Genomic DNA, 24,175 nt, shown 5'->3' with positions numbered 1-24,175 from the left:
GGTAAGGCAGCAGAACTTGAGGGGAGCTTATAAGATGGGAGAACTAAGTCAATTGCAAAACGTATACAACCAATCCACCTACAAGTTGACGGGCCATGGCGCGCGGAATGTTCAAGTGTTGAAAGAAGCTTTTCACCGTGTAGATGATGAGTTGCTGAGTGATTTGTATGGAAAAGGCAAAGTGATTGAAGATTTTCAAGAGAAAATGGCTGCCTTATTAGGAAAAGAGAGCGCTGTCTTTTTCCCGAGCGGCACCATGGCCCAACAAATTGCTTTGCGTATATGGTGTGATGAAAAAGGGCTGAAAAAAGTAGCCTATCACCCGCTTAGCCATCTGGAGATTCACGAAGAAGACGGTTTAAAAGAATTACATAATATTGAATCGGTGTTACTTGCGGATCGTGGCCAGTTAATCAACCTGGATGATGTAATGAAAATGGCTGCCGGCGTTGCGGCCGTGTTGTTAGAATTGCCTCAACGTGAAATCGGAGGGCAATTGCCGAGCTTCGAAACCCTCGAGCAAATTTCACAGTATTGCCGTGATAAGCAAATCAAGCTGCATCTCGATGGAGCTCGGCTACTCGAAGTTCTGCCTTATTACCAAAAGACTGCGGCCGAAGTATGTGCATTATTTGATAGTGTCTATTTATCTTTATACAAAGGGATAGGCGGAATTGCTGGTGCGATATTAGCGGGGGATCGAGATTTTACGGAGCAGTCAAAAGTTTGGAAAAGACGGCATGGCGGTGATTTAATTAGTTTGTACCCTTACATCATCGCAGCAGATTATTACTTTGATCTGCATTCACGCAAAATGGAGCAGTATTTCGAAGAGTCAAAGGAACTTGCAGAAGCGTTTAATTCTTGTTATGGCATTTCCACATTGCCCGCTGTCCCTGTTTCAAATATGTTCCATGTCCACTTCCAGCAAGCTAAGGAGCAAATAGAACCAATGTTGTTAGAGTTGGAACAAGAAATGGGAGTAGGGATAACCACTTATTTAAAAGCGAACGGCGAACAGTCGTGTTCGTTTGAAGTGAGCATGGGAGATCAGTATTCACAGGTGCCGAAAGAGCTTGTCAAAAAGGTATTTGACCAACTTGATAAAAGCATGAAACATCATTTTAAAGACTAAAAGCTGGTGTCGAACAGCTGTCAATAGTAAAAACCTCTCCACAATTCAGGGAATTGTGGAGAGGTTTTTTACTGCCGGTTCGGTATTCTTATTTCCTAAATTGTCCCGGGAAATAAACAAGTACCAATTATACATATGAACCTCTGTTCAAAGCCCGCCACTTTCCAGAAACGCACGATTCATGTAAACTGTATAAGGTTAAGAAAAAATGAGATGATAGTATAGATATAGATGATGATTATTGATTTTCACGATAAAACTAAGAAGAATTTTCGGATGGAAGCCTGACTTTCCATCCCGTAATGAAAGGATTGAAAATGGAATATGAAAGAAAATTTTTGGCGTGATTTGCCGAAACCGTTTTTTGTGTTGGCGCCGATGGAAGATGTAACAAATGTTGTGTTTCGCCATGTAGTAGCTGAAGCAGCACGGCCTGATGTGTATTTTACGGAGTTTACGAATACGGAAAGTTACTGCCACCCGGAAGCGGTTTTCAGTGTGCGGGGACGTTTGACGTTCACGGAAGACGAACAGCCGATGGTGGCCCACATATGGGGCAATAAACCCGAGCATTTCCGGGAGATGAGCATCGGCATGGCGAAGCAGGGCTTTAAAGGCGTCGATATCAATATGGGCTGTCCGGTTCCGAACGTAGCAGCCAAAGGAAAAGGCAGCGGACTGATCAATTACCCGGATAACGCCGCTGAAATCATCGAGGCGGCCAAAGCCGGCGGACTGCCTGTCAGCGTCAAGACGCGTCTCGGCTATACCGATGTGGAGGAATGGAAAGGCTGGTTGACCCATGTATTGGAGCAGGACATCGCCAATCTATCCATCCATTTGCGGACGAAAAAAGAGATGAGTGCTGTACCAGCGCATTGGGAACTCATTCCTGAAATCAAGAAACTCCGCGATGAAATAGCGCCGGAGACACTTCTTACGATCAACGGAGATATTCCAGATCGCCAGGCTGGCCAGGAGCTCGCTGATAAATACGGCATCGATGGCGTCATGATCGGACGGGGGATTTTCCATAACCCATTTGCTTTCGAAAAAGAGCCGAGAGAACATGACAGCAAAGAATTATTTGATCTGTTGAGGCTGCACCTGGATCTGCATGATAAATATTCCACAGATATCGAGCCGATCGCCTTTAAGCCGCTCCGCCGTTTCTTTAAGATTTATGTCCGCGGCGTCCGTGGAGTTGGTGAGTTGAGAAACCAATTGATGTATACGGAAACAACCGGTGAAGTGCGTACCTTGCTCAATGACTTCGAGGCTGCGATAGAATCAGAGCGTTTGGCGGAAGCTGTAGAAAAATAGGTGAACTTTAAATAGCGACATCAAACCTAAACGATCAAGTTTTTACAATAAAAGCTCGCCTGTGTATTCCGAAGAAAGTGGAATATCCAGGCGGGCTTTTGTGTGTCCAAAAACTCGGCCATTCAGGAAAGAGGAGAAGTTCGGTGAAAAGCCGAAGTGGTACATAGCATCTTTTGCAGGCTACAATAAATAACTGGGTGATGCCAGGTTTTAAATCCAGTAGTATAGAGGCAATGAAAGAAACTAAAATAGTGGGGGAATGGAGCATGCGGTCGTATTGGTTTTGGCTAGTGATATTGGGAGCCTCCTGGACGATGGGTCTGATCCAATTATCTATTGGCATCAATGAGTTGTCGCTGCGTATTCTGGGCAGTGCGCTATTTTTTGGCTTGTTTTTCCTGATGCCTTTAGTGAGAAAAAATCTGTTTATCGCGTTTTTGAATTTATTAGTGATGGCGATCTTAACAATTTTGATATTCTGGCCCCAATCAGAATCGGCATTGAATCCTTATACTCTTCTGATCTTTACGATTATCGCCGGGAAAGCGGTATACCGCCTTCCGGGAAAAGCCGCTGCCGTAATAAGTGTTGTTGCATTGGCCGGTGCTTTACTGCATAGTGCAGCTGAAAATGCAGGATGGCCATCGCTGTTTCTTTTGCTTTACGGTTTGGTGGTGAGCGGGGCATTGATATTTTTCAAGAAAAGCTATGTACTGGAAGAAGAACTGCAGGAGCGAAACGAAGCCCTGTTGAGCGAATACCGCAAGATGAAGCGGCGTTTGCTGACAGATGAACAAGCTGCACGACAGGAAGAGCGGACGCAAATTGCCAGAGACATCCATGATTCTGTGGGCCATAAACTGACGGCACTGTTGATGCAATTGGAAGTCTTTCGGCTGCAAGCAGAAGGGGATGCGGCAGTCCAGCTGCAGGATTTGAAATCATTGGCAAAAGAAAGCCTGGAGGAAACGCGCAGTGCCGTAAAGACATTGAAGCATGATGAGGCTGGAGGGGTCACTGCCATAATTGGGTTGATTCGGAAACTGGAGGCCGAAAGTTTTCTTCGCATTCAGTTTTCTGTAAAGCATGGGGCTTTGTCAGCCCCGCTCGGAAATGACCAAATGGTGATTGTTTACCGGGCAGTGCAGGAAGCGTTGACGAATGTTATGCGGCATAGCCATGCGCGTGAAGCGGAGATTGTCTTTGAAGCGCCTGCGTCCAGTATTTTTCGCTTTACCGTAAGCAATAAAACTGTGCAGGCATCTGCGTTTCGTGAAGGATTCGGATTAGCTTCGATGCGAGAGCGGATTGAACAGGCAGGCGGCGAATTTAGAGCGGGACCGGAAAACGGTTTATTCATCGTCAAAGGATCATTGCCGTTAATCGTTAAGGAGAGTGGTTTGGAATGATTCGTGTGTTGTTAGCTGAAGATCAAGGAATGGTGCGGCAAGGCTTGAAAATGATGATTGAAACAGATGAAGCTATTCAAGTGACGGGAGAAGCAGTAAATGGCAAAGAAGCGATGGAGTTATGTGAAACGCATTCGTTCGACTTGATCATTATGGACATCCGGATGCCGGTAATGGACGGGCTTGAAGCGACTCGCATCATCCTATCGCGCTGGCCGAAACAGAAAGTGCTGATGCTGACGACATTTAATGATGATGAGTATGCACTTGAAGCATTGAAAAGCGGTGCGAGAGGTTACTTATTGAAAGATGCGGATACGTCAGAGCTGATCCGTTCTATTCGAAGCTGCTTGGATGGCGGACTTGTGCTGGAAGACCATGTGGCTGCCAATATTCTTCCTAAACTGATGAAACAGCCTGCAAAGCAAAAAGTGGATGAATCTTTGACGCCGAGAGAACTGGATATCATCTGCCGCATCGGAGAAGGGCACAGCAATCGTGAAATTTCGGATGAACTGGCGCTGTCGGTCGGAACCGTGAAAAACCATATCAGCATTATTTTGGATAAACTAGAGCTGCGGGACCGCACTCAAATCGCCATTTACGCCATCCGGCATGGACTGGTGTAAGTGAATGTGACGGAGGTCATGGTTTTAGATGAAAGAGATGACGCAAGACAGTGGAGACACTGTCTTTTTTTACATACACTGAGCTTAACGGATCGGAGATTGAAAGGAGAGGGAAACTTTGCTGGAAACCGAAGAGTTGAAGAAAGTGTTTAAAGGCAAGACGGCAGTGGAAGGGGCCAGCCTGTATTTGGATAAGGGCGAGTCGGTCGGTTTGCTTGGGCCGAATGGAGCGGGAAAATCCACGACGATTTCCATGATTTCGACCCTGTTGCAACCGACGTCTGGAGATGTTCGGCTGAATGGCAAAAGCGTCATTAAAAATCCGAGTGAGATGAGGCGGGTTCTTGGCGTGGTGCCGCAGGAAATTGCTCTTTACGGAGAACTGACAGCGTATGAAAATCTGAAATTCTTTGGACGGATTTATGGACTTTCAGGAAAAGCTTTAGAAACGGCTATCCAGCGCTCGTTGGAATTGGTCGGATTGGTGGAGCGCCAGAAAGAGATTGTCAAAACTTATTCCGGTGGAATGAAGCGCCGCGTCAACATTGCTGCGGCTATGATGCACGAACCCGAAGTGATTATCATGGATGAACCGACTGTCGGAATCGATCCGCAATCACGCAGCCACATTCTGGAGATGGTGCGCCAGCTCAATCAAGAAAAAGGATTGACGGTTTTATACACGAGCCATTACATGGAGGAAGTGGAGCGCCTTTGCGATCGCGTCTATATTATGGACCACGGGAAAATCATTGCCAGCGGTACGAAAGAAGAGTTGAAAAGCATTCTTTCGAGTGAAGAAACCGTATGGATTGAACTGGACCGCCCATATCCTGAGTTTTTCAAGGAGCTTCAATCTTTTGAAATGATTAAACAGGCAACTGAGACCGAAAAAGGCATCAAACTGATTCTTCCAAAAGGCAGCCGGGTGCTGGGGAAAGTTTTTCAGGCTTCCGAACGTCATCAGGTTCAAATCATCAATGTCAATGTCCAGACGCCTAGTTTGGAAGATGTGTTCCTGCATCTGACAGGCAGAAAACTGAGAGATTAAGGAGGCAGTCCCATGTATGCGTTTTTTAAAAAAGACATACTGGTTTTATTTCGCGATCGAACTGAATTGGTTGTGCTCTTGGCGATGCCATTCATTTTGATAGCCATTCTGGGGTTTGCATTGAGTGGATTGCTTAGCGGAAACTCGGAAGTCTTATCGATGGAAGTGGCCATTGTCCAAGAAGACGATGAAGAACAGGGAATCCAGCGATTTGCGGAAGAGATTGGAAAATCAGGCCTGCCTGCAGACGCGCAAAATGGAATAATGGCGGCTGCTGAAGAAACCAGCCCCTTTTCCATGCTGCAGGAGATTTTAAGCGATGAAAGTTTAAGCAGTTTGGTGACTGCAAAGGAAATGGATGGTGCAGCGGCAACGCACGCTTTGGAAGAAGAAGAAGTGGTGGCAATCCTCACCATTCCAGAAAATTTCACCTTTAATGCGCTGCAAAAAATGACGTTAGGGGCAGGCGGCGGAAGCGAGTTGGAATTGCTGATTTCGGATTATGCAGCAACCCAGTCAGAAGTTTTTCACGATATTTTGGAGGAATTCGTTTGGTCGCTGAATTTTGAAAGTGCAATTGCCAGAGCGGTGGATGGGGAGGGAGCAGTGCCAGAAGAAGCGCAACCACAGCTTGGAGGTGTGGAAAGCGTTTCAGCCGTGGAGCCGATCAGTTCGTTCCAATATTATACGATTGGCATGGCAGTGATGTTTGCATTATTTGTTGGCGCCACGATATCAGGAATGGCCTATGTCGAAAAGCAGCAGTTTGTTTTTCACCGTATTCTTTTGTCGGACCATCACCCCTATGTCTATCTAGGAGCAAAAGCGATAGCAGCGGCGCTTGTCACATTTCTACAACTCTGCATATTGTTTTTCTTTTCTTCCTTGATATTTGGTGCATTTGATTTGACGGATCTGTCGTTTTGGCCAGGCATGTTGTTGATTGCCTCCAGCTTGGCAATCTGTGTCGGTTCACTGGCTGCCTTTTTAATCGCTTTGACGATGCGCTATAACAACGACACCATTACGACGGTTTTTGCCGGCGGTGTCGTGACGGTCTTTGCTTTTCTTGGCGGCAGTTTTACACCGACGGAAGGCATGCCGGCTTTTGTCCAACAGCTTGGGGGCTGGACACCAAATGGCGCGTCTTTGAATGCTTTTCTTATTTGGGTTCAAAACTTGGACATCAGCATGCTGTGGGAACCGCTTAGCCGGGTTTTCCTGATTACATTTCTTCTATTAATTTTAAGTTTGCTGATATTTCCGAAAAAGGGGGAGGCATAAGCATGAAATCTGTCTTTTTATTACAGTGGCAAAGATTTCGCCGGGCTCCCGTAATGATGCTGTCATTTTTAGTGATGACTATTATATTTGTCGCTTTACTGGCCGGAAATAATCCTGCTGAAAGGTCGGCAATCCTGACTTATGCAGACGCTTCGCTATCGGCAGCCGAGGCGGAAGACTGGGTCGCTTCACTTAATGAAGCGGAAGAATTCAAGTTTCAATTAATGGATGAAAATGAGGTGCGCGAAGCAGTGGCAGCCGGAGACGCGCCCTTAGCGCTGCGCCTTATGGAAGGGAATTACCGGATTGTGCTGGCGGCGGATGATATGAGCCGCTTTGTCCTGGAAGCTTTTTTAAACCGGAAATATCGTGAGGAACTGCGTTTCCAACAAGTAGAGCAGCAAACAGTCGGAAGCGATATACGGACCGAAGTTGCGGCTTTGATGGAAGAGCCGCCGCTTCAAATAGTCACTGCTACTCTGGATGGCAAAGAAGAATTCCGATATGACAATCAATTGCAGCTCTTATTCGGGATGACGCTGTTTTTCTCGGTTTACACTATCATGTTCAGTTTGATGAAAATTGTTGAAGAAAAGAAATACGGCACCTGGGATCGCTTAATCCTGTCTCCGGTGGGAAAATGGGAAATTTATCTGGGGCATCTAGCGTATAGCTTTACCATCGGCTATTTCCAGATTGTGTTGATTTTCGTACTATTCAAATACGTGTTTAATTTTGACGTCGGTGATCGTTTTGGAGCTATTTTATTGATCATCGCATGCTACACGTTTGCGATTGTTGCGCTCAGCATGCTCGTAATGAGCCTGGTTAGCCGGCCGCAGCAGCTTCAGGCAGTCGTCCCGATTATTGCAACTGGGATGGCGATGATCGGCGGCGCTTTCTGGCCGATTGAACTGGTCAATAGCAGTATGCTGCTGGCAATATCCAAAATCCTACCGATCACTTATGGTCTTGATGCGTTAAAAGGCGTCGCAATATACGACCGCAGCTGGCAGGAACTCAGCAAACCTATTTCAATTTTATTGCTATACGGAGTGGTTTGTATGGGAATTGGGATCAACTTGATGGAACGGCGTAATTATTGAATTGGGAAGTTGAAAATGGATATTCATTGTAGCTCCTCTTATCGGAGCTACCTTTGCAGCCATAGTTTTTAAATCCTTCTTCCTTGTAAAAGAAGAGACCGGGATTGAAATAGCTGGAGAATCGGATATCAACCTTGCCAGCAAGTAAAAAAGACTGCTTCCCATGGTAGTGACCCCTTAAAGTTAGAATTTCAGTTATGCAGCTAATTGGCTGGCATGCTGGGGAAGACCTTTATATTAAATGAAACATCAAACTGTTTTTACTGATCTTTTTTTCGATTGGATTAGGTCTGGCCTTATTGCGCCTATTTGTGAACAGCTCGATCAAGAAGATGAAAGACAAGGATTGGAAAGTGAAGGTATTATTCTTCGCTGTACTGCTAGGGTTTGGCCTTCCGTTCCAATCCGGGTTTAGAAACGAAGTACTGTTTTCAATGGATTCAGCTTTTCTGGCAGGCAGCATCACCATGCTGGTTATCGGCATGCTGTTTATGACAACTTTCTTCGGATATGCAGTGAATAAGTTTCATGTAAGAAATGCAGAGGAATAATGGAGATGACCGTTTGGAAGTTCGAGGAGAACTTTTAAACGGTCTTTTTTAAAAAGAAAGAAGTCAGTTCTTGATTTAAATAACTGATTATTCTGTATTCCGTATTGATTTATTTTGAAAGCGCTTTTATAATAAGGGTGATATCAAATGTGCTGAGAAAGAACATTTGTAAAAGAGTTTTTATTGAAGAAAAGCATGATCCATACATCCTGTTTATACATATAGTGAGTTATCGTTTTCTGTTGATGCGAAAATCGGAGAAGGAGCGTGGATGATGAAAGTAGAAAAAGAGCTGGCGATTATTGAATTGGAGGCGACTTCAAAAGAAGAGGCATTGCAGTTATTGGGCAGCAAGCTGATCGAACAAGGCTATGTTAAAGAAAATTTCATCGAAAGCATACTCGAAAGAGAGAAAAACTATCCAACAGGGTTGCCGACAGAGCCTTTTGGCGTAGCGATTCCCCATACAGACGGCGATATGATCCATACATCAACAATCGCCTTTGCCAGTTTGAAGAACCCGGTCAAGTTCCTGATGATGGGAACAGACGATAAACTGGTCGAGGTGAAGCTGATTTTTATGCTCGCTTTAAAAAGTCCGGATGACCAATTGGAAATGCTGCAGAAGTTGATGGAATTGATACAAGACCCGGAAATGGTCTCAAAGCTGGTCCAGATCAAAAGCGTAGACGAACTCAATGGATTAGTAGGAGACAAGGTATAAAAATTACGGCATTTTCCCTTAGATATGCTTTTTCTTTCGATAGATTAAAATACAAGTCGAGGAGTGAAGTTGATGGGATTTTTACAATGGTTCGTAGATCTGGGTGCTTCTGTCTTACTGCCGATTTTGATTTTTATCTTTGCATTAGTGCTGGGAACCAAGCCCGGTAAAGCGCTGCGTGCCGGCATCATCGTCGGGATCGGGTTTGTGGGCATCAACCTGGTCATCGGATTGCTTGTTTCGAGTCTCGGGCCGGCCGCGCAATCAATGGTCGATAATTTTGGATTTCAATTAAACACCATCGATGTAGGATGGCCGGCAGCTTCTGCTATTTCCTATGGTACGTCTTTAGGGAGTCTCGCCATTCCATTGGGGGTTGGCGTCAATATTCTCCTCCTGACTTTTGGTTTGACCAAAACGCTGAACGTCGATATTTGGAATTTCTGGCATGTGGCGTTCACCGGCTCGTTGGTCTATGCTTTGACCGGGGATTTTTGGCTGGGGCTTTTGACCATTGTCGTTCACTTGATGCTTCTGTATTTGATGGCAGACGTCCTGGCGAAGCACATCGAGAAATTTTACGGTTTTCAGAACATCACGTTCCCGCATGGAACCTCAGCGCCGTCCGCTTTTGTCGCGATGCCGATGAACTGGGTTTTTGACCGGATCCCCGGCTTCAACAAGCTGGAGGCCGATCCGGAATCGATTCAAAAAAGACTCGGGATCCTCGGAGATTCCACCATCATCGGTGTATTGATCGGGATTCTGATCGGAATATTGGCTGGGTATGATGTTCCTGGCATCCTGCAATTGTCTATTCAGACTGGGGCCGTCATGGTCCTGCTTCCGAGAATGGTCGCTTTATTGATGGAAGGCTTGATACCGGTATCGGAGGCAGCAGGCGAATTTGTGAAAAAACGTTTCCCGGGAAGAGATCTCTACATCGGGATGGACAGTGCCTTGGCAATCGGGCATCCAGCAGTACTGTCCTCGGCTTTGCTGATTGTGCCGATCACCATTTTCATGGCCGTCTTGCTGCCGGGAAATTCCGTTCTGCCGTTTGCGGATCTGGCTTCCATTCCATTCCTGATCTGTTTGATGGTTCCGATTTTCAGAGGGAACATCATCCGAACCGTAATCGGTGGATCGATATACATCGGAATTGGTTTTTACATTGCCACGTGGATTGCGCCGCTGTTTACAGAAGCTGCGATTGCTTCGAACTTTGAGATGGGCGAGAACACCAGTATTTCGTCATTGATCGATGGAGCGGTTTGGACAACATTCATATTCGTCTGGATTCCGAGAATCCTCAGCTGGTATGGCATGATCGGATTGGGGCTGTTGATTTTGTTCGGACTGATTTATCAAAACAAAATCAAACCAAGACGACAGAAACAAACAGAAGCAACAGGAGAGGGAGAGGAACTTAAATGAAAAAGTTATTGATCATGTGCGGAACAGGAATCGCGACTTCGACCGTCGTGAAAGGAAAAGTGGAGCAATGGCTGAAGGACAATGACTTGAGCCAGGAAGTGAAGATTTATCAGTCGAAAGTCAGCGATGAAATTGGGCGGATTGATGAATACGATGTCGTGCTGTCGACTACCTTAGTGCCGGATAAGATAAAAGACAAAGTGATCGATGGGGTGCCGCTGTTGACCGGCATCGGCGTCGATAGCATGTACGATAAAGTATTGGCTGAGATCAAGCGCGAGTAATGCATACTGCTCGAAAGAAAAAACATCCCGTTGCGAAATCGATTCATTTCACAACGGGATGGTTTTATTTTGGGGTTAGAGGATTTAGAGCTCTTCCCCACGCGTCTCAATCACATGCTTATACCAATGGAACGAAAGCTTTTTCTTACGGTTCAGTCCGTCTTTATGATCGACGTAGATGAAACCGTATTGTTTTTTGAAGCCGTTCAGCCAGCTCAGCAGATCGATGGCCGACCAGGCGTAATAGCCTTTCAAGTTGATGCCCTGACGAATGGCAGTCTTGATGACCTTCAAATGCTCTTCAATGTATTTGATGCGCGGGACATCGACGATTTCGCCTTCGATGATCGGGTCTTCATCGCCCAGCCCGTTTTCTGTAACATACATTTTGACGTCGCCGTAGCGCGCTTTCAGCATATGGAGCCCGTCCAAAAATCCTTGCGGTGAAATTTCCCAACCCCATTTAGTGTAGGTTTTATCATCCATCTTGACTGTCCGGTAATAGCCATCGAAAGAAGGGCTGCCGGGAACCAAGGTGGAGGTTTCTCTTGAGTGTTCTATCGAAGAAACCGCTTCATGGATTTTCTCCACTCGGATGGGCTGGTAATAATTGAGTCCGATGAAATCGTTATTGTCGGCATTTCTCCGCAAGGTGTCCAGTTCTTCTTGTGTCCAGTCGGGGGTCCATCCTTTTTCCTCCAGTTGCTTGACCACATAGGGAGGATACTCGCCTTTTAAGATGGGATCGTAATACCAGTTCGTCTCGTATTCATTGGCGTGCTGTGCAGCTTTCATGTTGTCTTCGCGATTGTTGATGCTATAGGCTGGAAGGAATACGTGGGTAATGCCGATTTCGCCGTATTGCCTCAGCTTTTTATAGGATTCCACTGCCATGGCATGGGCGTAGAAGACGTTATGGGTCGCCTGGAAATAGTTCTTTTCGTCGTTTTGGATGCCTGGCGGATGGGCGCCTTTCAAATAGCCTAATCCGCAGAACATGACGGTTTCGTTGAAGGTGATCCAATGTTTGACTCGATCGCCGAAGGAACGGAAACAGGTTTCTGCATAGTTGACGAACGCTCTGGCTGTCCGTTTATTGGTCCAGCCGCCATCTTCTTCAAGCGTCAGCGGCAAATCCCAATGATATAGCGTCACGAAGGGGACGATGCCGTATTTCAGGCATTCATCAATCAGGTTGTTGTAGAATTCCAGGCCTCTTTCATTCATTTCCCCATCACCTGTAGGAAAAATACGCGCCCAGGAGACGGAAAAGCGATACGATTCCAGGCCCATCTCCGCCATTAAGCGGATGTCTTCTTTATACCGGTGGTAATGGTCGACGGCGATATCGCCGTTTGTTCCTTCAAATGTTTTGCCGGGAATCTTGGAAAAGACGTCCCAGTTGGTCGGCCCTTTGCCGTCTTCACTGGCGGCGCCTTCCACTTGATAGGAAGCGGAAGCTGCGCCGAATAAAAAGTCATGTGGAAACTTCAGTGGAATATCGTCATTTTTCATAGTAAAAGCCCTCCATCTGCATTTGTTAATTGAATTATAGCAATAGAGAGCAGAGAGCGAGAAATAAAGGCGTGTGGAGGAACTTGAAGCAATTCTTTCCACCGTGCATAAGTATTTCTACAAATTGACTTCGCTTAACGGAATGGGTATATTAAATGGCGAAGAAGATGATAGGAGTGAACCGTTTGACCCCGGACGTGGAATTACAGAACTTGGATTTGATTGATTTATTGAGCGAGCGCCATATCGCAACACGGAGAATTTCGGAAAGCGCATGGAATGACGCAAGCGAAATCCATATTTCAAACTCTGAATGGTATATCATGGCCAAAATCTATAAAAAACAGCCCACCATTGCATCTGTCACTAAAAATGTGGACATTTCCCGCCAAGCGATTCATAAATTCATTAAAAACCTGGCAGCCAAAGGTTTGGTGGAAGTGCAGAATGTGGAGAACAATAGAAAAGAAAAATGCATTCGCTTAACGGCTTTAGGAGAAGAATACTACGAGAAACACGAAGCGCTGAAAATTCAGCTGGAAAATAAAATTGCAGAAAAAATCGGCAAGGACCAGATGAAAGCCCTCAAAGATCTGTTAAGAGCCGATTGGGGAATCTAACCCGAACTGAAGAACGCCCTGCTTCATCAATCCATTGATGAAGCAGGGCGTTCTTTTTTATAAGGAATGTCCAATATGGACTTTTTATGAGGTGGGAAGCGGTTGATCATTCTTGATCAGGTCATTGATCTGCTTATTGATTTCTTCAAAGCTGGTGTCCAAAGCGCGGGCAAGTTCTTTGAAGAGAATGATCTGCGTGTTATTCAGCAGTTTGTAGTCGCGTTCGTAAAGTGTCGTCTTCTCAAGCTGGGCATCGAATTTTTTGCGCATCAAGGTGTTGACGACTTTTGCGATCTGCAGGCGATCTCCTGAATTGATGAGCTCGGAATATTGCTTCAGCCGTGAGTTTGGCTGTGTTTCCCATTCGGCCCCATCCTGTTTAAAGCTTTCGACGATAGCAAGGGCTTCTTCTTTCTGGAGGAGCTTCAGCATGACCACCTTCTCGTTATCGACAGGTGTGCTGATGGTCACTAAGGTATTCTCCAAAGGATGCAATTTATAATATTTTTTCGTGACCCCTGAAACTGTTTCGTCACGAATATCGTCAATTCTACATAGGCCATGGGCGGAATAAATGATGTGGTCTCCAATAGTGAACATTTTTTTCCTCCTAAAATATATCTCAACTTCCTTTATTATAACACAAGTTCACTTAATTGTAAACTTAGTTGACAATTAAGTGGAACGCTTTTGAAAAGACATACAAATGTCATGAAAAACTGGGTTAGAACAGGCAGAAGCAGGGAATTATAATACGAGGCGACTTACGGGCTGCCAAAGTGGAGGTATAAGAACAATGAAGACGATAGAAGAAGCAAAGCGTTTGATCATCGCCGAAAAACTGAAGCATTATAATGAGCGCTTGGCTGACATGGAGCGGGATTTACAGTTTTTCTACGAAGAGTCAATAGACGATGAAGAGTCCCTTAAAATCATCATGGATCTGCAGGATAAAGTGAAGCAATTAAAAGCAGTGAAAAATAAAGAAAGCCATGAGACAGTCACCTGAAACTGTCTTTTTTGCTGTCTTCAGGTAAGTCTGATTGATGCGCGATAATGTGCTATTATTAGTAGTGGATTTATCGTGGATATGGACTATCACCGGAACTTAACAGGAGGCAAATACAATGGATAATAATGATTTATTGATCAGACTGCGCTATGCGCTGGATATAAAAAACAATGACATGGTCGAAATCTTCAAATTGGGCGGCGTTGAACTGAGCAAGGAAGAAGTGCTGAAAGTGCTGACGAAAACGCCTGAAAGCGATGAGGAGGACAATGACAGCATCTGGGCCGAACAGGAAACCGACGATTACATCAAAGCGGACGATCATCTGTTTGAGTCGTTCTTGAATGGCTTCATCATTTTCAAACGAGGGCGTCAGGAGCCGAAACCGGGTCAGCCAGAAGTTCCAGCGTTGACGAACGAGCGCTCCAACAACCTATTGCTGAAGAAAGTGAAAATCGCCTTGCAGCTCACCAGTGAAGATATGCTGGAGATTTGGGATTTGGCGGGTGTGACCGTATCAAGAGGCGAGCTGGGTGCATTGCTCCGGAAAGTAGGCCACAAAAACTATAAAGAATGCGGCGATCGCTACGCACGGAACTTCCTTAAGGGCTTGGCGATCAAGTATAGAAAATAATCTGGTTAACAGATCTATAAGCGGTAGGATTGAAAGGGTTCGGGAAGAGTTATTCCGAATCCTTTTTTTCAGTTGCGAGCAGCTGCAATTCATGGAGAGTCTCTTGCTGAGTCTCTTCCTGCATAAACGATTCAGCAAGAAAGCTGCGCAAGTATTCTTCTTTCCGGCTTTTAGAAAGCTGTGTTTGTTTCAGGAGTTGTCTGGCTTCAAAAAGAAATTCAAGATAGTGTTCGTAGCTTTCGTCAAACTGAGTCTGCAGATCCTGCTTGATTTTTTTCGCAAGCATAGGGCTGGCGCCATTCGTTGAAACCGCGATGCTCAATTTGCCTCTTTTCAAATGAGCCGGAAAATGGATATTTCCAGACTCGGCTTCAGTGGAAGCATTGATCAGGCAGTGCGGAGGTGCAGCTTCTTTGGCGGCCGCGTTGACAACTGGATCATCGGTGGCGATGATCATCATGAAAGCCTCTTCGGCCTCTTTTGAGTCGAAGTTTTTTTGTTTCCATTGGATTTTCCCTTCTTCAGCCCACTGCTTTATTTCCGGTGCCACGGCGGGACTGATTACGGTCAGCACAGCTCCACTGTCCAGTAAAGTGTTCAGCTTCCGTTTGGCGATGCGTCCGCCGCCCACTACAATCACTTTTTTTTCTGCCAACTCAATCATGATGGGAATTACCGTCATCTTCTCCGCCTCCTTAACTCTCCTAATACTATCAAAAATATTCCTCTCTGCGTCGAACAGAAACCATTCATCAGCTAATCAAAATAATTTTACTTGCGCTAGCCATTGGCAGGGCAGCTTTCCTGGAAAAAAGTCTAAAAAAATTTAAAACATAGTTTGACACTCGGAATAGTCTATTATATACTTTGTGAAATCAAACATTTCAAACAATTCTCATTAAAATTGAATAGGCGTTCTTATCAAGAGAGACGGAGGGATTGGCCCTTTGATGTCTCAGCAACCCTCCTATAAGGAAACGGTGCTAACTCCAATAGGCTTCATCAGCCTAGAAGATAAGAAGATTGTTTTGTTTTTCCGGACCTTCTTCTTGTCGAAGAGGGTCCTTTTCTTTTTGTTCGAACGCTTTGGAAGTTTGGTTTCAGAATGGTTCGAAATGAACAGCGCAATTCAAAACTAACCTTGGAGGTAATGAAATGACTAGTAAAGCACACGGTGGAGATTTGGTAAACAGACAGGTGACAGGCACGGAAAGAGAAAAGGCCTTGAAAAATGCAGAATCGCTTTCCTCATTATTCGTTTCGGATTGGGCGATCTCAGATCTGGAACTGATCGGCATCGGAGGCTTCAGCCCATTGACCGGTTTCCTTGGACAAAAAGATTATGAAAGTGTGGTACATACATCGCGCCTCAGCAATGGCACGGTTTGGAGCGTGCCAATTACACTGTCGGTCACCAAAGAAGAAGCGGATAGCTACCAAGTCGGCGACGAAATTGCGCTGAAAGGCGAAGACGGTGTGATTTACGGAACGCTCGCACTGAAGGAGAAATACGCTTACGACAAACGGTTGGAAGCGGAAAAAATCTACGGAACGACGGAAGAAGCACATGCAGGCGTTAAGAAATTATACGAACGCGGCGATGTGTACCTGGCCGGACCGATCACCTTATTGAATCGCCCGGATCACAGCGAATTCGAGGAATTCCATTTGGATCCGGTTGAAACGCGCCAGTTGTTCCAGGATCTTGGCTGGAAGACGATTGTCGGTTTCCAGACGCGCAACCCGGTGCACCGGGCACATGAGTACATCCAGAAAGCGGCATTGGAAGTGGTTGACGGATTGTTGTTGAATCCACTTGTGGGCGAAACGAAATCCGACGACATTTCAGCGGCGGTGCGGATGGAAAGCTACCAGGTCATCTTGAAGCATTACTATCCTGCAGATCGTGCGCGCCTAGCCATCTATCCTGCAGCAATGCGCTATGCGGGACCGAAAGAAGCGGTTCTTCACGCCATCGTCCGCAAGAACTATGGCTGCACACATTTTATCGTCGGGCGCGACCATGCCGGTGTCGGCGATTATTACGGCACATACGAAGCGCAGGAATTCATCAGCCAGTTCGAAGACGAACTGGGCATTCAAATCTTCAAATTCGAGCATTCATTCTACTGCAATGCATGCGAAAACATGGCAACAGCCAAAACCTGCCCACATACGGCAGAAAATCATGTTCATTTGAGCGGTACGAAAGTACGTGAATTGCTTCGCAACGGGGAGAAGCCCCCGAAACAATTTTCCCGTCCGGAAGTGGCGGATGTCCTTATCAAAGGCTTGCGGGAGACCGTAGTAAGTAACTAAGTTGAAGGATGGTTGCCCATGTCAGTCGAAATGATTTTTGTGCTAATTGTCATCGTTGCTATGGTCAGTGCCTTACTGTTTGAAGTTGCCCGTCCGGATATGATCGTGTTCTCTGCATTGGTGGTTTTGCTGCTGTCAGGAATTTTAACGACAGAAGAAGCATTGCGCGGCTTTTCCAATCCGGGAATGCTGACCATTGCCTTATTGTTCATCGTTGTCGGTACCGTACAAAAGCATGGCCTGATTGACCAGATGATGATTGGCTGGCTGAACAAGGGCAAGAGCCTGAAAGGATCATTGTTCCGTATTTTTCTTCCGCTCCCGCTATTTTCGGCTTTCTTGAATAATACGCCGATCGTTGTGACATTGACGCCCTTATTGAAGAAATGGTGTGAAGAAAGGAATATTGCACCATCCAAGGTGCTGATTCCTTTATCGTATGTAACGATTTTAGGAGGCACCATCACCTTGATGGGAACCTCGACGAACCTAGTTATTCACGGCATGCTCATCGATTATGGGCTTCCAGGATTTTCGCTGTTCCAATTGGCGATTGTCGGCATTCCCATCACCATTGTCGGATTAATCTATTTATTTACCGTCGGCAATATGCTGTTGCCTGAAAATAAGGGGTTCAGCAAGCAGGTTGCTGAAGATTCCCGGAAATACATCGCTGAAATGAGAGTGGAAGAGGCGTTTCCATATACCGGTCAAACGGTTGAAGAAGCGAAGCTTCGTGATTTGAAGGGGCTGTACCTGATTGAAATCATTCGGGATCATGCCCGGATTTCATCGGTCAGTTCCAAAACCGTTATCCAAGCTGGAGATCGCCTGATTTTTACAGGACTTATTTCCACCATTGCCGATTTGCAAAAAAGAAAAGGGCTGACATTGAAGACGGGAACCGATCTTCAATTGGAAGACCTGAAAAACGGCAATACACAGCTCGCGGAAGCTGTGGTTTCCCATGAATCTTCGCTGCTGTCGAAGACCATCAAGCAATCCCAATTCCGTTCACGCTATGATGCCGGTGTTATGGCCGTTCATCGCAATAATGAGCGCATCAAAAGCAAAGTCGGCGATATCATTCTGCGGCCGGGCGATACGCTGCTGCTGCTCGCCGGAACGGGTTTTGTGGAAAAATACCAGCAGTCCAATGACTTTTATGTCGTCTCTTCCATGAAAACCCCAAAATCCCTGCAGGAAAGCCGGTTCGTGGGTTGGTTTTCATTGCTGGTGCTACTGGGCGCCATTATCCTGGTTGTTGTCGGTTGGCTGAGCATGTTCAAAGCCATGGCATTGGCAGTGCTGATTTTGCTGGTGACCAAATCAATTTCAATGGAAGACGCTAAAAACGATGTGCAGTTTAATGTACTGCTGCTGATTGCCAGTGCATTCGGAGTTGGGGCAGCTATGACCAAAACGGGTTTGGCACAATGGGCGGCAGACGGGCTGTTGGCAATCGGCCAGCCATTCGGCCTGCTGGCCATTCTGATTTTAGTGTATCTGCTGACCAGCATCTTTACAGAATTGATCACCAATAGTGCGGCGGCGGTCCTGATGATTCCAATCGGCATCGAAATGGCCAGCAATCTGCAGCTTGACCCAATGGGCTTTGCCGTCATTATCGCCATTTCCGCATCCGCCAGTTTCATCACGCCAATCGGTTATCAGACCAATTTGATCGTCTATGGACCGGGTGGCTATAAATTCACAGATTACGTCAAAGTAGGGACACCCCTTAGTATTCTAGTCATGTCGGTTACCATTGGAATCGTCTACTATTACTGGTTTTAGGAGGAGAAAAAATGAGCAAATCAACGAATATCGTTTGGCATGAATCGAGTGTTACAAAAGAAGATAGACAGAAATTGAATAATCACAAAAGCGGGGTCCTGTGGTTTACGGGGTTATCGGGCTCAGGGAAATCGACGGTATCCGTTGCCTTGGAAAAAGAAATCCACGCACTTGGAATCCGTACCTACCTATTGGATGGGGATAATGTCCGCCACGGGTTGAATAAAAACCTGGGATTCAGTCCCGAAGACCGCACTGAAAATATCCGGCGGATCGGTGAAGTCGGAAAGCTGATGAGCGATGCCGGGGTATTGACTTTGACCGCATTCATTTCTCCGTATCAGGAAGACCGCGATCAAGTCCGTGCGCTGCTTGAAGAAGATGAGTTTATCGAAATTTATGTGAAGTGCAGTGTGGACGCTTGTGAAGCACGCGATCCGAAAGGCCTTTATAAAAAAGCCAGAGCCGGAGAAATCAAAGGGTTTACCGGCATCGATGCACCCTATGAAGAACCGGTGAAACCTGAAATCGTCATTGAAACCGATAAGCAGTCACTGGAAGAATCGGTTCAAGTGATTATCGATTATTTGAAGAAAACAGGCTACTTGGGCTAATGGCAAGTGGCATTGACCTGAATCGACTGCTCGAAATCAGCCTCTCCGCAGGCCGGGAAATCATGGCGGTTTATGGACAGGAACTGACTGTTGAGGCAAAATCGGACGATTCGCCGCTGACGATTGCAGATCAGCGGTCTCACCGCGTAATTGATGCAGGACTGAAGAGCGCCTATCCGGAAATACCGGTGCTGAGCGAAGAGGGCAGTGAAATTCCTTATGAAGAACGGAAAAACTGGAAGCGGTTTTGGCTTGTGGATCCACTCGACGGCACCAAGGAATTCATCAAACAGAACGGCGAGTTTACAGTCAACATCGCATTAATAGAAGGAAACTATCCTGTTCTCGGCGTTATTTATGTGCCGGCGACCGATGTATTCTATTTTGGTGAAGACAATGAGGGCGCCTATAAATTGGAAGATGCTTCTGCTGAAAGGTTTGAAAACGTTGATGTACTGCGCGAAAAAAGCATTTCCTTATCTGCTGAAAAAACGGGGGATATAACCCGGATCGTCACGAGCCGCTCCCATATGTCGGCTGAAACACATGAATTTATTGAACGGCTGAATAATGAAGGGCAATCGATTGAGCGTGTATCGGCTGGTAGCTCTCTGAAATTTTGTCTAGTGGCCGAAGGGCAGGCGGATTATTACCCGCGCTTTGCGCCGACGATGGAATGGGATACGGCTGCCGGACAAGCGATTGTCGAAGCGGCAGGCGGCCTCGTGCAATGCGCCAAAGATCAAAGCCGGTTTTCCTATAACCAGGAAAGCCTCACAAATGGCTGGTTTTTGGCAGCAGGGAAGAACTCATGATTTCGAAGAGCCGAGAAATGAAGAAAGAAAAATAACCCGAGTAAATAAATGATATTTTCAGAGTTTTATTGACAGTTATCTTTTATTGCTTTAGTATTTAGACAAATCATAAAACCTAGTAAACTTATAAGGTATTTCTTATCATGAGAGGTGGAGGGACTGGCCCTTTGAAGCCTCGGCAACAGCTTTAGTCTTTGACTGGGGATAATGTGCCAATTCCAGCAGGTCCCGAACGGATCTGGAAGATAAGAAGACAGGCTTGCTGCAATTGCGCATTGGCTCCCTCTCTTCTTGTTCTATTGGAAGAGAGGGTTTTTATTTATATTTTTTGGTGGGAAATTCATTGTCTTGCTTTCGAAGAAATCGCTTCAGGCGGACGCTTTCCGCGGGCACGTCTTCTGCCGCTTCCCTCGCGTTGCTCAGTCCAGTGGCTCCAGCCCGTGTCGCTCTGTCGCTTTGCTCCGTCACTGCTCCCGCAGGAGTCGCCGCCTTTCTCTCTTTCTTCTAGGCGATATGCATAAAAATAAAGAGTCGAAATTATCATCTCTAATTAAGATATGGAGCAAAACAGTGGAGACTCCCGCGGGATAGCGAAGTGTCGAAATCCACTCGGGCGTTTAGCCCGAGTTAGTTCGGCGCAAGCCCGTAGGAAAGCGGAGCTGATTTGCGGAATATCCAAGTACAATAATATTTATTGAGAATGCTTAATTTATTTTATGAAAGTTTGAAGGAGGAAGTTAGGATGAGCCATGCTGTTTCGTACGAGCAATTTACTGGAGATCCATTTAAGGACCTGGCACCGACCGATACGCTGAAAGGTGCCGCTGATATTCTGGAATGGGCCTATGATTCCTATGGAGAGAATATTGTCTATGCCTGCAGCTTCGGAGCGGAGGGCATGGTATTGATCGATCTTATTTCCAAGGTGAAAAGCGATGCGGAAGTGGTGTTCCTGGACACCGACGTCCACTTCGACCAAACCTATGAATTGATTGAGCGGGTCAAGAAACGCTACCCGAAATTGAACATCCGCATGAAAAAACCGGAATTGACGCTGGAGGAGCAAGCCAGCCAGTTCGGCGATGAACTGTGGAACAGCCAGCCGGATAAATGCTGCGATATCCGCAAAGTCAAACCGCTTGAACAGACCCTTTCCGGCGCACAGGCCTGGATTTCCGGCCTCAGAAGAGAGCAGTCGGCAAGCCGCAGCAAAACGGATTTCATCAATAAAGACAACCGCTTCAAATCCGTTAAGGTTTGCCCGCTGATCCACTGGACATGGGACGATGTTTGGCAGTATATCCAATTGAACGGCCTTGAATATAATATTTTGCACGACGAAGGTTATCCAAGCATCGGCTGCAAGCACTGTTCGTTTGCCGTGACAACGGATGGAGACAGCCGCGACGGAAGATGGAAAGGTTTTGCGAAAACTGAATGTGGCCTGCATACATAATGTGGCCAGCAGGATGATGGAAATCAACGATCAGAAAATGGCGGAATCTTCGTTTCTCTGGTTAAAAAAAGGAGTCTAGGAAGCTTATGAAAAAAGTTTATTTAGTTGGTGCAGGTCCAGGCGACCTTGATTTGATTACAGTGAAAGGGTTGAAGGCCATTCAGAAGGCCGATGTCATCCTTTATGATCGCTTGATAAACCAGGAATTGCTGGACGAAGCGAAAGAACATGCCCAATTGATCTATTGCGGCAAAAAACCCGATAACCATTCATTGAAACAGGAAGAAATCAACGAGCTGCTGTGCCGGTTTGCGCTGCAAGGAAAAATCGTAACACGCCTGAAAGGCGGCGACCCTTTTGTTTTTGGGAGAGGTGGAGAAGAAGCGGAAGCACTGGTGGACCATAATATTCCGTTTGAAATTGTTCCGGGAATCACAGCGGGGATCGCGGCGCCAGCCTATGCAGGAATCCCGGTCACCCACCGCGATTACAGTTCGTCCGTAGCTTTTATTTCAGGGGTCAGCAAAGTCGGCGTCGATCAGGATGAATACTGGGAACATGTCGTTAAAAGTATGGATACATTGTGCATCTATATGGGCGTCAGCAAGCTTCCGGAAATCTGCGGCCGTTTGATGCGCCATGGATTGAAACCGACGACACCGATCGCCTTGATTGAATGGGGGACGACAGAACGGCAGCGGACCGTTACTGGAACGCTTGAGGACATTGTCCGAAACGCCAAGGATTTCGAGAACCCATCGATGATCGTTGTGGGAGAAGTGGTCCGCCTGAGAGACAAATTGCAATGGTATGAGCAGCTGCAGGACGAACAGCAATTCCAGCTTGCCGCCCATGTTGGATAAGGAGATGGTGACATGCAGGCTGTATTATATGTAAGCCACGGAAGCCGTGTAAAGGAAACGCGCCAGGAAGCGATGGCGTTTATGGAGCAGGTTCATTTAAAAGTTGATGTGGCTCTACATGAAACCTGCTTTTTGGAGTTGGCTAGTCCGGATATTGGCGAAGGGATCGACAGTCTAGTCGAACAGGGCGCTACAGCGATTGCCGTCGTTCCAGTTCTGCTGTTGAGTGCCGGACATTATTACGAAGATATTCCGGATGAAGTCAAAAAATCAGTATTGCGCTATCCCGACATCCGCTTTACGTATGGAAAACCGCTGGGCGTGCAGGACCGGCTCGTAGAGATTTTAGCCGAACGTCTACAGGAAACGGGCGTGCACCGCTTGCCTGAAGCGAAGATTCTACTGGTCGGAAGAGGCGGGAAAAGTTCGGAAATCACTCGTTCGGTTGAAGAAATTGCTGCGAAACTGGCAGTGAAAGCAAATGTACCGAACGTAGACGTCTGTTATTTGGCCGCAGCTGCCCCGTCATTTGATGAAGGATTGCAAGCTTCCATCAATTCGGGCAGCAAACAGATTTTCGTAGTCCCTTATTTATGGTTCACCGGACTTCTGGTGAAATCAATGCAGAAGAAAATCAGCGGATTGTCGTCATACGAACAGCAGATTATCTTATGTGGATATTTAGGCGATCATCCATCTATGGTGGATGCCCTCGCAGAACGTGTGCTTGAAGCGCTGCAAAACGAGCAGCAGCCGGCATGGTGAACGACGGAAGGAGAGATTGGATATGAATGGATTGGCCGGAAAGAAAATAGGTGTGGCAGCCGTACGTGCCGCAAAAGAAATCAGCCTGCTCATTGAAAAGCAGTCCGGCACTCCTGTCATTCTCCCGATTCAGGGAAGGCAGAGGCTAAACGAAGACATCAGCGCACAGAACATCACGGATTTTTTAGCCGAATCTTTTGACTGGACCATCTTCACAACCGGCATCGGAGCACGAACATTAACGGATTCAGCTGAAAACATCGGTCTGCAATCACGTTATCTCGATAAGCTGAAAGAAACAAAACTGGCCGTTCGCGGCAGCAAAACGATGAAATGGATCAAAGAACATGGTCTGGAGCCGATCCATGTTTCAGAAGATGGAACAATGGACAATCTATTAGCAGCGTTAGATGAAGAGTATAAAGGCAAAAGCCCACAGCGGATCTTCTTGCAGGCCTATGACCAGGACGATGATAAGCTGAAAAGCATATTGGAAGAAAATGGCCATACCGTCTACTTATCCCGCCCTTATTCCTACGAAAAACCAGACGCTCTCGTAGTGGACCAGTTGAAGCAATCCATTATCGAACAGTCCCTGGATGCCATTGTCTTCACCAGTAAAACGCAAGTCAGGAATATATTCGCTGACCCAGCTCAAAGCACGCAGCTGATCAAGGCTTTCAATGACCAGGTGCTGGCAGTAGCTGTCGGCAAAGTCACCGCCAAGGAACTCGAAAGCAATGGCATCAAACAAGTGCTGCAGCCTGAACACCAAAAGATGGGGGCGATGATTGTAGCGATTGACCATCATTACCGCCAGCAGCATGTGTGA

Annotated in this window: 25 protein-coding genes and 2 riboswitches; of the genes, 22 read left to right on the top strand and 3 right to left on the bottom strand. The window is 46.4% G+C overall.

The genetic code is table 11. The annotated features are described in order from the left end of the window. Window positions 1-34: 34 nt before the first annotated feature. The 11 genes from ACRC6Q_RS13335 (at window position 35) to ACRC6Q_RS13285 (ending at window position 10,933) form a co-directional block, all read left to right on the top strand. Window positions 35-1,135 carry a threonine aldolase family protein gene (locus ACRC6Q_RS13335; protein WP_431466804.1) on the top strand — a complete coding sequence of 367 codons (1,101 nt, stop codon included), beginning with the start codon at window positions 35-37 and terminating at the stop codon, window positions 1,133-1,135. 324 nt (window positions 1,136-1,459) lie between these two features. Further along, a complete protein-coding gene (locus ACRC6Q_RS13330; protein ID WP_431466785.1) occupies window positions 1,460-2,458 on the top strand; it encodes a tRNA dihydrouridine synthase in 999 nt (332 codons plus the stop codon). Window positions 2,459-2,691: 233 nt separating this feature from the next. Next, window positions 2,692-3,867 (top strand): histidine kinase, encoded by a 1,176-nt coding sequence (locus ACRC6Q_RS13325; RefSeq protein ID WP_431466784.1) that lies wholly within the window; start codon window positions 2,692-2,694, stop codon window positions 3,865-3,867. Then, the gene (locus ACRC6Q_RS13320; RefSeq protein WP_431466783.1) at window positions 3,864-4,496 is read left to right on the top strand and encodes a response regulator; all 633 of its coding nucleotides are present in this window, start codon (window positions 3,864-3,866) and stop codon (window positions 4,494-4,496) included. The genes ACRC6Q_RS13325 and ACRC6Q_RS13320 overlap by 4 nt, the downstream gene beginning before the upstream one ends. Before the next feature lie 118 nt (window positions 4,497-4,614). Then, window positions 4,615-5,547, top strand: a complete 933-nt coding sequence (locus ACRC6Q_RS13315; RefSeq protein ID WP_431466782.1) for an ABC transporter ATP-binding protein — start codon at window positions 4,615-4,617, stop codon at window positions 5,545-5,547. 12 nt (window positions 5,548-5,559) lie between these two features. Then, the gene (locus tag ACRC6Q_RS13310) at window positions 5,560-6,831 is read left to right on the top strand and encodes an ABC transporter permease (protein WP_431466781.1); all 1,272 of its coding nucleotides are present in this window, start codon (window positions 5,560-5,562) and stop codon (window positions 6,829-6,831) included. Between the two features lie 2 nt (window positions 6,832-6,833). Further along, window positions 6,834-7,937 (top strand): ABC transporter permease, encoded by a 1,104-nt coding sequence (locus tag ACRC6Q_RS13305; protein ID WP_431466780.1) that lies wholly within the window; start codon window positions 6,834-6,836, stop codon window positions 7,935-7,937. Between the two features lie 353 nt (window positions 7,938-8,290). Beyond that, window positions 8,291-8,488, top strand: a complete 198-nt coding sequence (locus ACRC6Q_RS13300) for a hypothetical protein (RefSeq protein WP_431466779.1) — start codon at window positions 8,291-8,293, stop codon at window positions 8,486-8,488. 271 nt (window positions 8,489-8,759) lie between these two features. Next, entirely contained in the window at window positions 8,760-9,212 is a 453-nt protein-coding gene (locus ACRC6Q_RS13295; RefSeq protein WP_431466778.1) for a PTS sugar transporter subunit IIA, read from the top strand. Between the two features lie 72 nt (window positions 9,213-9,284). Continuing rightward, window positions 9,285-10,649, top strand: coding sequence for a PTS galactitol transporter subunit IIC (locus tag ACRC6Q_RS13290; protein WP_431466777.1), 1,365 nt, complete (start codon window positions 9,285-9,287; stop codon window positions 10,647-10,649). Next, window positions 10,646-10,933 (top strand): PTS sugar transporter subunit IIB, encoded by a 288-nt coding sequence (locus ACRC6Q_RS13285; protein ID WP_223634953.1) that lies wholly within the window; start codon window positions 10,646-10,648, stop codon window positions 10,931-10,933. Before ACRC6Q_RS13290 ends, ACRC6Q_RS13285 begins: the two co-directional genes overlap by 4 nt. 84 nt (window positions 10,934-11,017) lie before the next feature. Here ACRC6Q_RS13285 and ACRC6Q_RS13280 read toward each other — a convergent pair whose 3' ends face one another. Continuing rightward, window positions 11,018-12,427, bottom strand: coding sequence for a GH1 family beta-glucosidase (locus tag ACRC6Q_RS13280; protein ID WP_431466803.1), 1,410 nt, complete (start codon window positions 12,425-12,427; stop codon window positions 11,018-11,020). Between the two features lie 176 nt (window positions 12,428-12,603). Between ACRC6Q_RS13280 and ACRC6Q_RS13275 the strand changes: the two genes are divergently transcribed. Further along, on the top strand, window positions 12,604-13,068 hold the full coding sequence (locus ACRC6Q_RS13275; protein WP_223634954.1) for a MarR family winged helix-turn-helix transcriptional regulator: 465 nt from the start codon (window positions 12,604-12,606) through the stop codon (window positions 13,066-13,068). 84 nt (window positions 13,069-13,152) lie between these two features. Here ACRC6Q_RS13275 and ACRC6Q_RS13270 read toward each other — a convergent pair whose 3' ends face one another. Next, on the bottom strand, window positions 13,153-13,668 hold the full coding sequence (locus ACRC6Q_RS13270) for a CarD family transcriptional regulator (RefSeq protein WP_223634957.1): 516 nt from the start codon (window positions 13,666-13,668) through the stop codon (window positions 13,153-13,155). A 196-nt stretch (window positions 13,669-13,864) separates the two neighbouring features. On the opposite strand from ACRC6Q_RS13270, the gene ACRC6Q_RS13265 reads away from it, so the two are divergent. Both ACRC6Q_RS13265 and ACRC6Q_RS13260 read left to right on the top strand, forming a co-directional pair. Then, the gene (locus ACRC6Q_RS13265; protein WP_223634960.1) at window positions 13,865-14,077 is read left to right on the top strand and encodes a hypothetical protein; all 213 of its coding nucleotides are present in this window, start codon (window positions 13,865-13,867) and stop codon (window positions 14,075-14,077) included. A gap of 118 nt (window positions 14,078-14,195) precedes the next feature. Beyond that, the gene (locus ACRC6Q_RS13260; protein WP_431466776.1) at window positions 14,196-14,714 is read left to right on the top strand and encodes a DUF1456 family protein; all 519 of its coding nucleotides are present in this window, start codon (window positions 14,196-14,198) and stop codon (window positions 14,712-14,714) included. A gap of 49 nt (window positions 14,715-14,763) precedes the next feature. Here ACRC6Q_RS13260 and ACRC6Q_RS13255 read toward each other — a convergent pair whose 3' ends face one another. Further along, window positions 14,764-15,396 carry an NAD(P)-binding protein gene (locus ACRC6Q_RS13255; RefSeq protein WP_431466775.1) on the bottom strand — a complete coding sequence of 211 codons (633 nt, stop codon included), beginning with the start codon at window positions 15,394-15,396 and terminating at the stop codon, window positions 14,764-14,766. A gap of 233 nt (window positions 15,397-15,629) precedes the next feature. Then, window positions 15,630-15,735, top strand: a riboswitch (SAM riboswitch). A gap of 134 nt (window positions 15,736-15,869) precedes the next feature. Between ACRC6Q_RS13255 and sat the strand changes: the two genes are divergently transcribed. From sat to ACRC6Q_RS13215, 8 genes are all read left to right on the top strand, one after another. Next, window positions 15,870-17,033 (top strand): sulfate adenylyltransferase, encoded by a 1,164-nt coding sequence (sat, locus tag ACRC6Q_RS13250; protein ID WP_223634970.1) that lies wholly within the window; start codon window positions 15,870-15,872, stop codon window positions 17,031-17,033. An 18-nt stretch (window positions 17,034-17,051) separates the two neighbouring features. Next, a complete protein-coding gene (locus ACRC6Q_RS13245; protein WP_223634972.1) occupies window positions 17,052-18,830 on the top strand; it encodes an SLC13 family permease in 1,779 nt (592 codons plus the stop codon). An 11-nt stretch (window positions 18,831-18,841) separates the two neighbouring features. Next, a complete protein-coding gene (gene cysC, locus ACRC6Q_RS13240; RefSeq protein ID WP_431466774.1) occupies window positions 18,842-19,444 on the top strand; it encodes an adenylyl-sulfate kinase in 603 nt (200 codons plus the stop codon). Next, a complete protein-coding gene (gene cysQ, locus ACRC6Q_RS13235; protein WP_431466773.1) occupies window positions 19,444-20,259 on the top strand; it encodes a 3'(2'),5'-bisphosphate nucleotidase CysQ in 816 nt (271 codons plus the stop codon). Before cysC ends, cysQ begins: the two co-directional genes overlap by 1 nt. Window positions 20,260-20,394: 135 nt before the next feature. After that, a riboswitch (SAM riboswitch) is annotated at window positions 20,395-20,511 on the top strand. A gap of 490 nt (window positions 20,512-21,001) precedes the next feature. After that, window positions 21,002-21,715: a phosphoadenylyl-sulfate reductase gene (locus tag ACRC6Q_RS13230; RefSeq protein WP_223634978.1), complete on the top strand. Its 714-nt coding sequence runs from the start codon at window positions 21,002-21,004 to the stop codon at window positions 21,713-21,715. 86 nt (window positions 21,716-21,801) lie between these two features. Then, window positions 21,802-22,578 (top strand): uroporphyrinogen-III C-methyltransferase, encoded by a 777-nt coding sequence (cobA, locus tag ACRC6Q_RS13225; RefSeq protein ID WP_223634980.1) that lies wholly within the window; start codon window positions 21,802-21,804, stop codon window positions 22,576-22,578. A 12-nt stretch (window positions 22,579-22,590) separates the two neighbouring features. Continuing rightward, entirely contained in the window at window positions 22,591-23,343 is a 753-nt protein-coding gene (locus ACRC6Q_RS13220; RefSeq protein ID WP_431466772.1) for a sirohydrochlorin chelatase, read from the top strand. A gap of 22 nt (window positions 23,344-23,365) precedes the next feature. Further along, window positions 23,366-24,175 carry a uroporphyrinogen-III synthase gene (locus ACRC6Q_RS13215; protein WP_431466771.1) on the top strand — a complete coding sequence of 270 codons (810 nt, stop codon included), beginning with the start codon at window positions 23,366-23,368 and terminating at the stop codon, window positions 24,173-24,175.

The organism is Planococcus sp. SE5232, assembly GCF_050686535.1.
Classification (GTDB): domain Bacteria; phylum Bacillota; class Bacilli; order Bacillales_A; family Planococcaceae; genus Planococcus.
The sequence above is the reverse complement of the archived record's forward strand: the minus strand, read 5'-3'. Positions and strand labels throughout refer to the sequence as shown.

Coding starts and splice junctions, on each gene's coding strand:
- ACRC6Q_RS13290 (WP_431466777.1), top strand. CDS start 9,285: ATGGGATTTTTACAATGGTTCGTAGATCTGGGTGCTTCTGTCTTACTG.
- cobA (WP_223634980.1), top strand. CDS start 21,802: ATGAAAAAAGTTTATTTAGTTGGTGCAGGTCCAGGCGACCTTGATTTG.
- cysC (WP_431466774.1), top strand. CDS start 18,842: ATGAGCAAATCAACGAATATCGTTTGGCATGAATCGAGTGTTACAAAA.
- ACRC6Q_RS13320 (WP_431466783.1), top strand. CDS start 3,864: ATGATTCGTGTGTTGTTAGCTGAAGATCAAGGAATGGTGCGGCAAGGC.
- ACRC6Q_RS13330 (WP_431466785.1), top strand. CDS start 1,460: ATGAAAGAAAATTTTTGGCGTGATTTGCCGAAACCGTTTTTTGTGTTG.
- ACRC6Q_RS13335 (WP_431466804.1), top strand. CDS start 35: ATGGGAGAACTAAGTCAATTGCAAAACGTATACAACCAATCCACCTAC.
- ACRC6Q_RS13325 (WP_431466784.1), top strand. CDS start 2,692: ATGAAAGAAACTAAAATAGTGGGGGAATGGAGCATGCGGTCGTATTGG.
- ACRC6Q_RS13230 (WP_223634978.1), top strand. CDS start 21,002: ATGAGCCATGCTGTTTCGTACGAGCAATTTACTGGAGATCCATTTAAG.
- sat (WP_223634970.1), top strand. CDS start 15,870: ATGACTAGTAAAGCACACGGTGGAGATTTGGTAAACAGACAGGTGACA.
- ACRC6Q_RS13275 (WP_223634954.1), top strand. CDS start 12,604: ATGGCGAAGAAGATGATAGGAGTGAACCGTTTGACCCCGGACGTGGAA.
- ACRC6Q_RS13270 (WP_223634957.1), bottom strand. CDS start 13,668: ATGTTCACTATTGGAGACCACATCATTTATTCCGCCCATGGCCTATGT.
- ACRC6Q_RS13220 (WP_431466772.1), top strand. CDS start 22,591: ATGCAGGCTGTATTATATGTAAGCCACGGAAGCCGTGTAAAGGAAACG.
- ACRC6Q_RS13265 (WP_223634960.1), top strand. CDS start 13,865: ATGAAGACGATAGAAGAAGCAAAGCGTTTGATCATCGCCGAAAAACTG.
- ACRC6Q_RS13245 (WP_223634972.1), top strand. CDS start 17,052: ATGTCAGTCGAAATGATTTTTGTGCTAATTGTCATCGTTGCTATGGTC.
- cysQ (WP_431466773.1), top strand. CDS start 19,444: ATGGCAAGTGGCATTGACCTGAATCGACTGCTCGAAATCAGCCTCTCC.
- ACRC6Q_RS13295 (WP_431466778.1), top strand. CDS start 8,760: ATGATGAAAGTAGAAAAAGAGCTGGCGATTATTGAATTGGAGGCGACT.
- ACRC6Q_RS13305 (WP_431466780.1), top strand. CDS start 6,834: ATGAAATCTGTCTTTTTATTACAGTGGCAAAGATTTCGCCGGGCTCCC.
- ACRC6Q_RS13285 (WP_223634953.1), top strand. CDS start 10,646: ATGAAAAAGTTATTGATCATGTGCGGAACAGGAATCGCGACTTCGACC.
- ACRC6Q_RS13310 (WP_431466781.1), top strand. CDS start 5,560: ATGTATGCGTTTTTTAAAAAAGACATACTGGTTTTATTTCGCGATCGA.
- ACRC6Q_RS13215 (WP_431466771.1), top strand. CDS start 23,366: ATGAATGGATTGGCCGGAAAGAAAATAGGTGTGGCAGCCGTACGTGCC.
- ACRC6Q_RS13255 (WP_431466775.1), bottom strand. CDS start 15,396: ATGACGGTAATTCCCATCATGATTGAGTTGGCAGAAAAAAAAGTGATT.
- ACRC6Q_RS13260 (WP_431466776.1), top strand. CDS start 14,196: ATGGATAATAATGATTTATTGATCAGACTGCGCTATGCGCTGGATATA.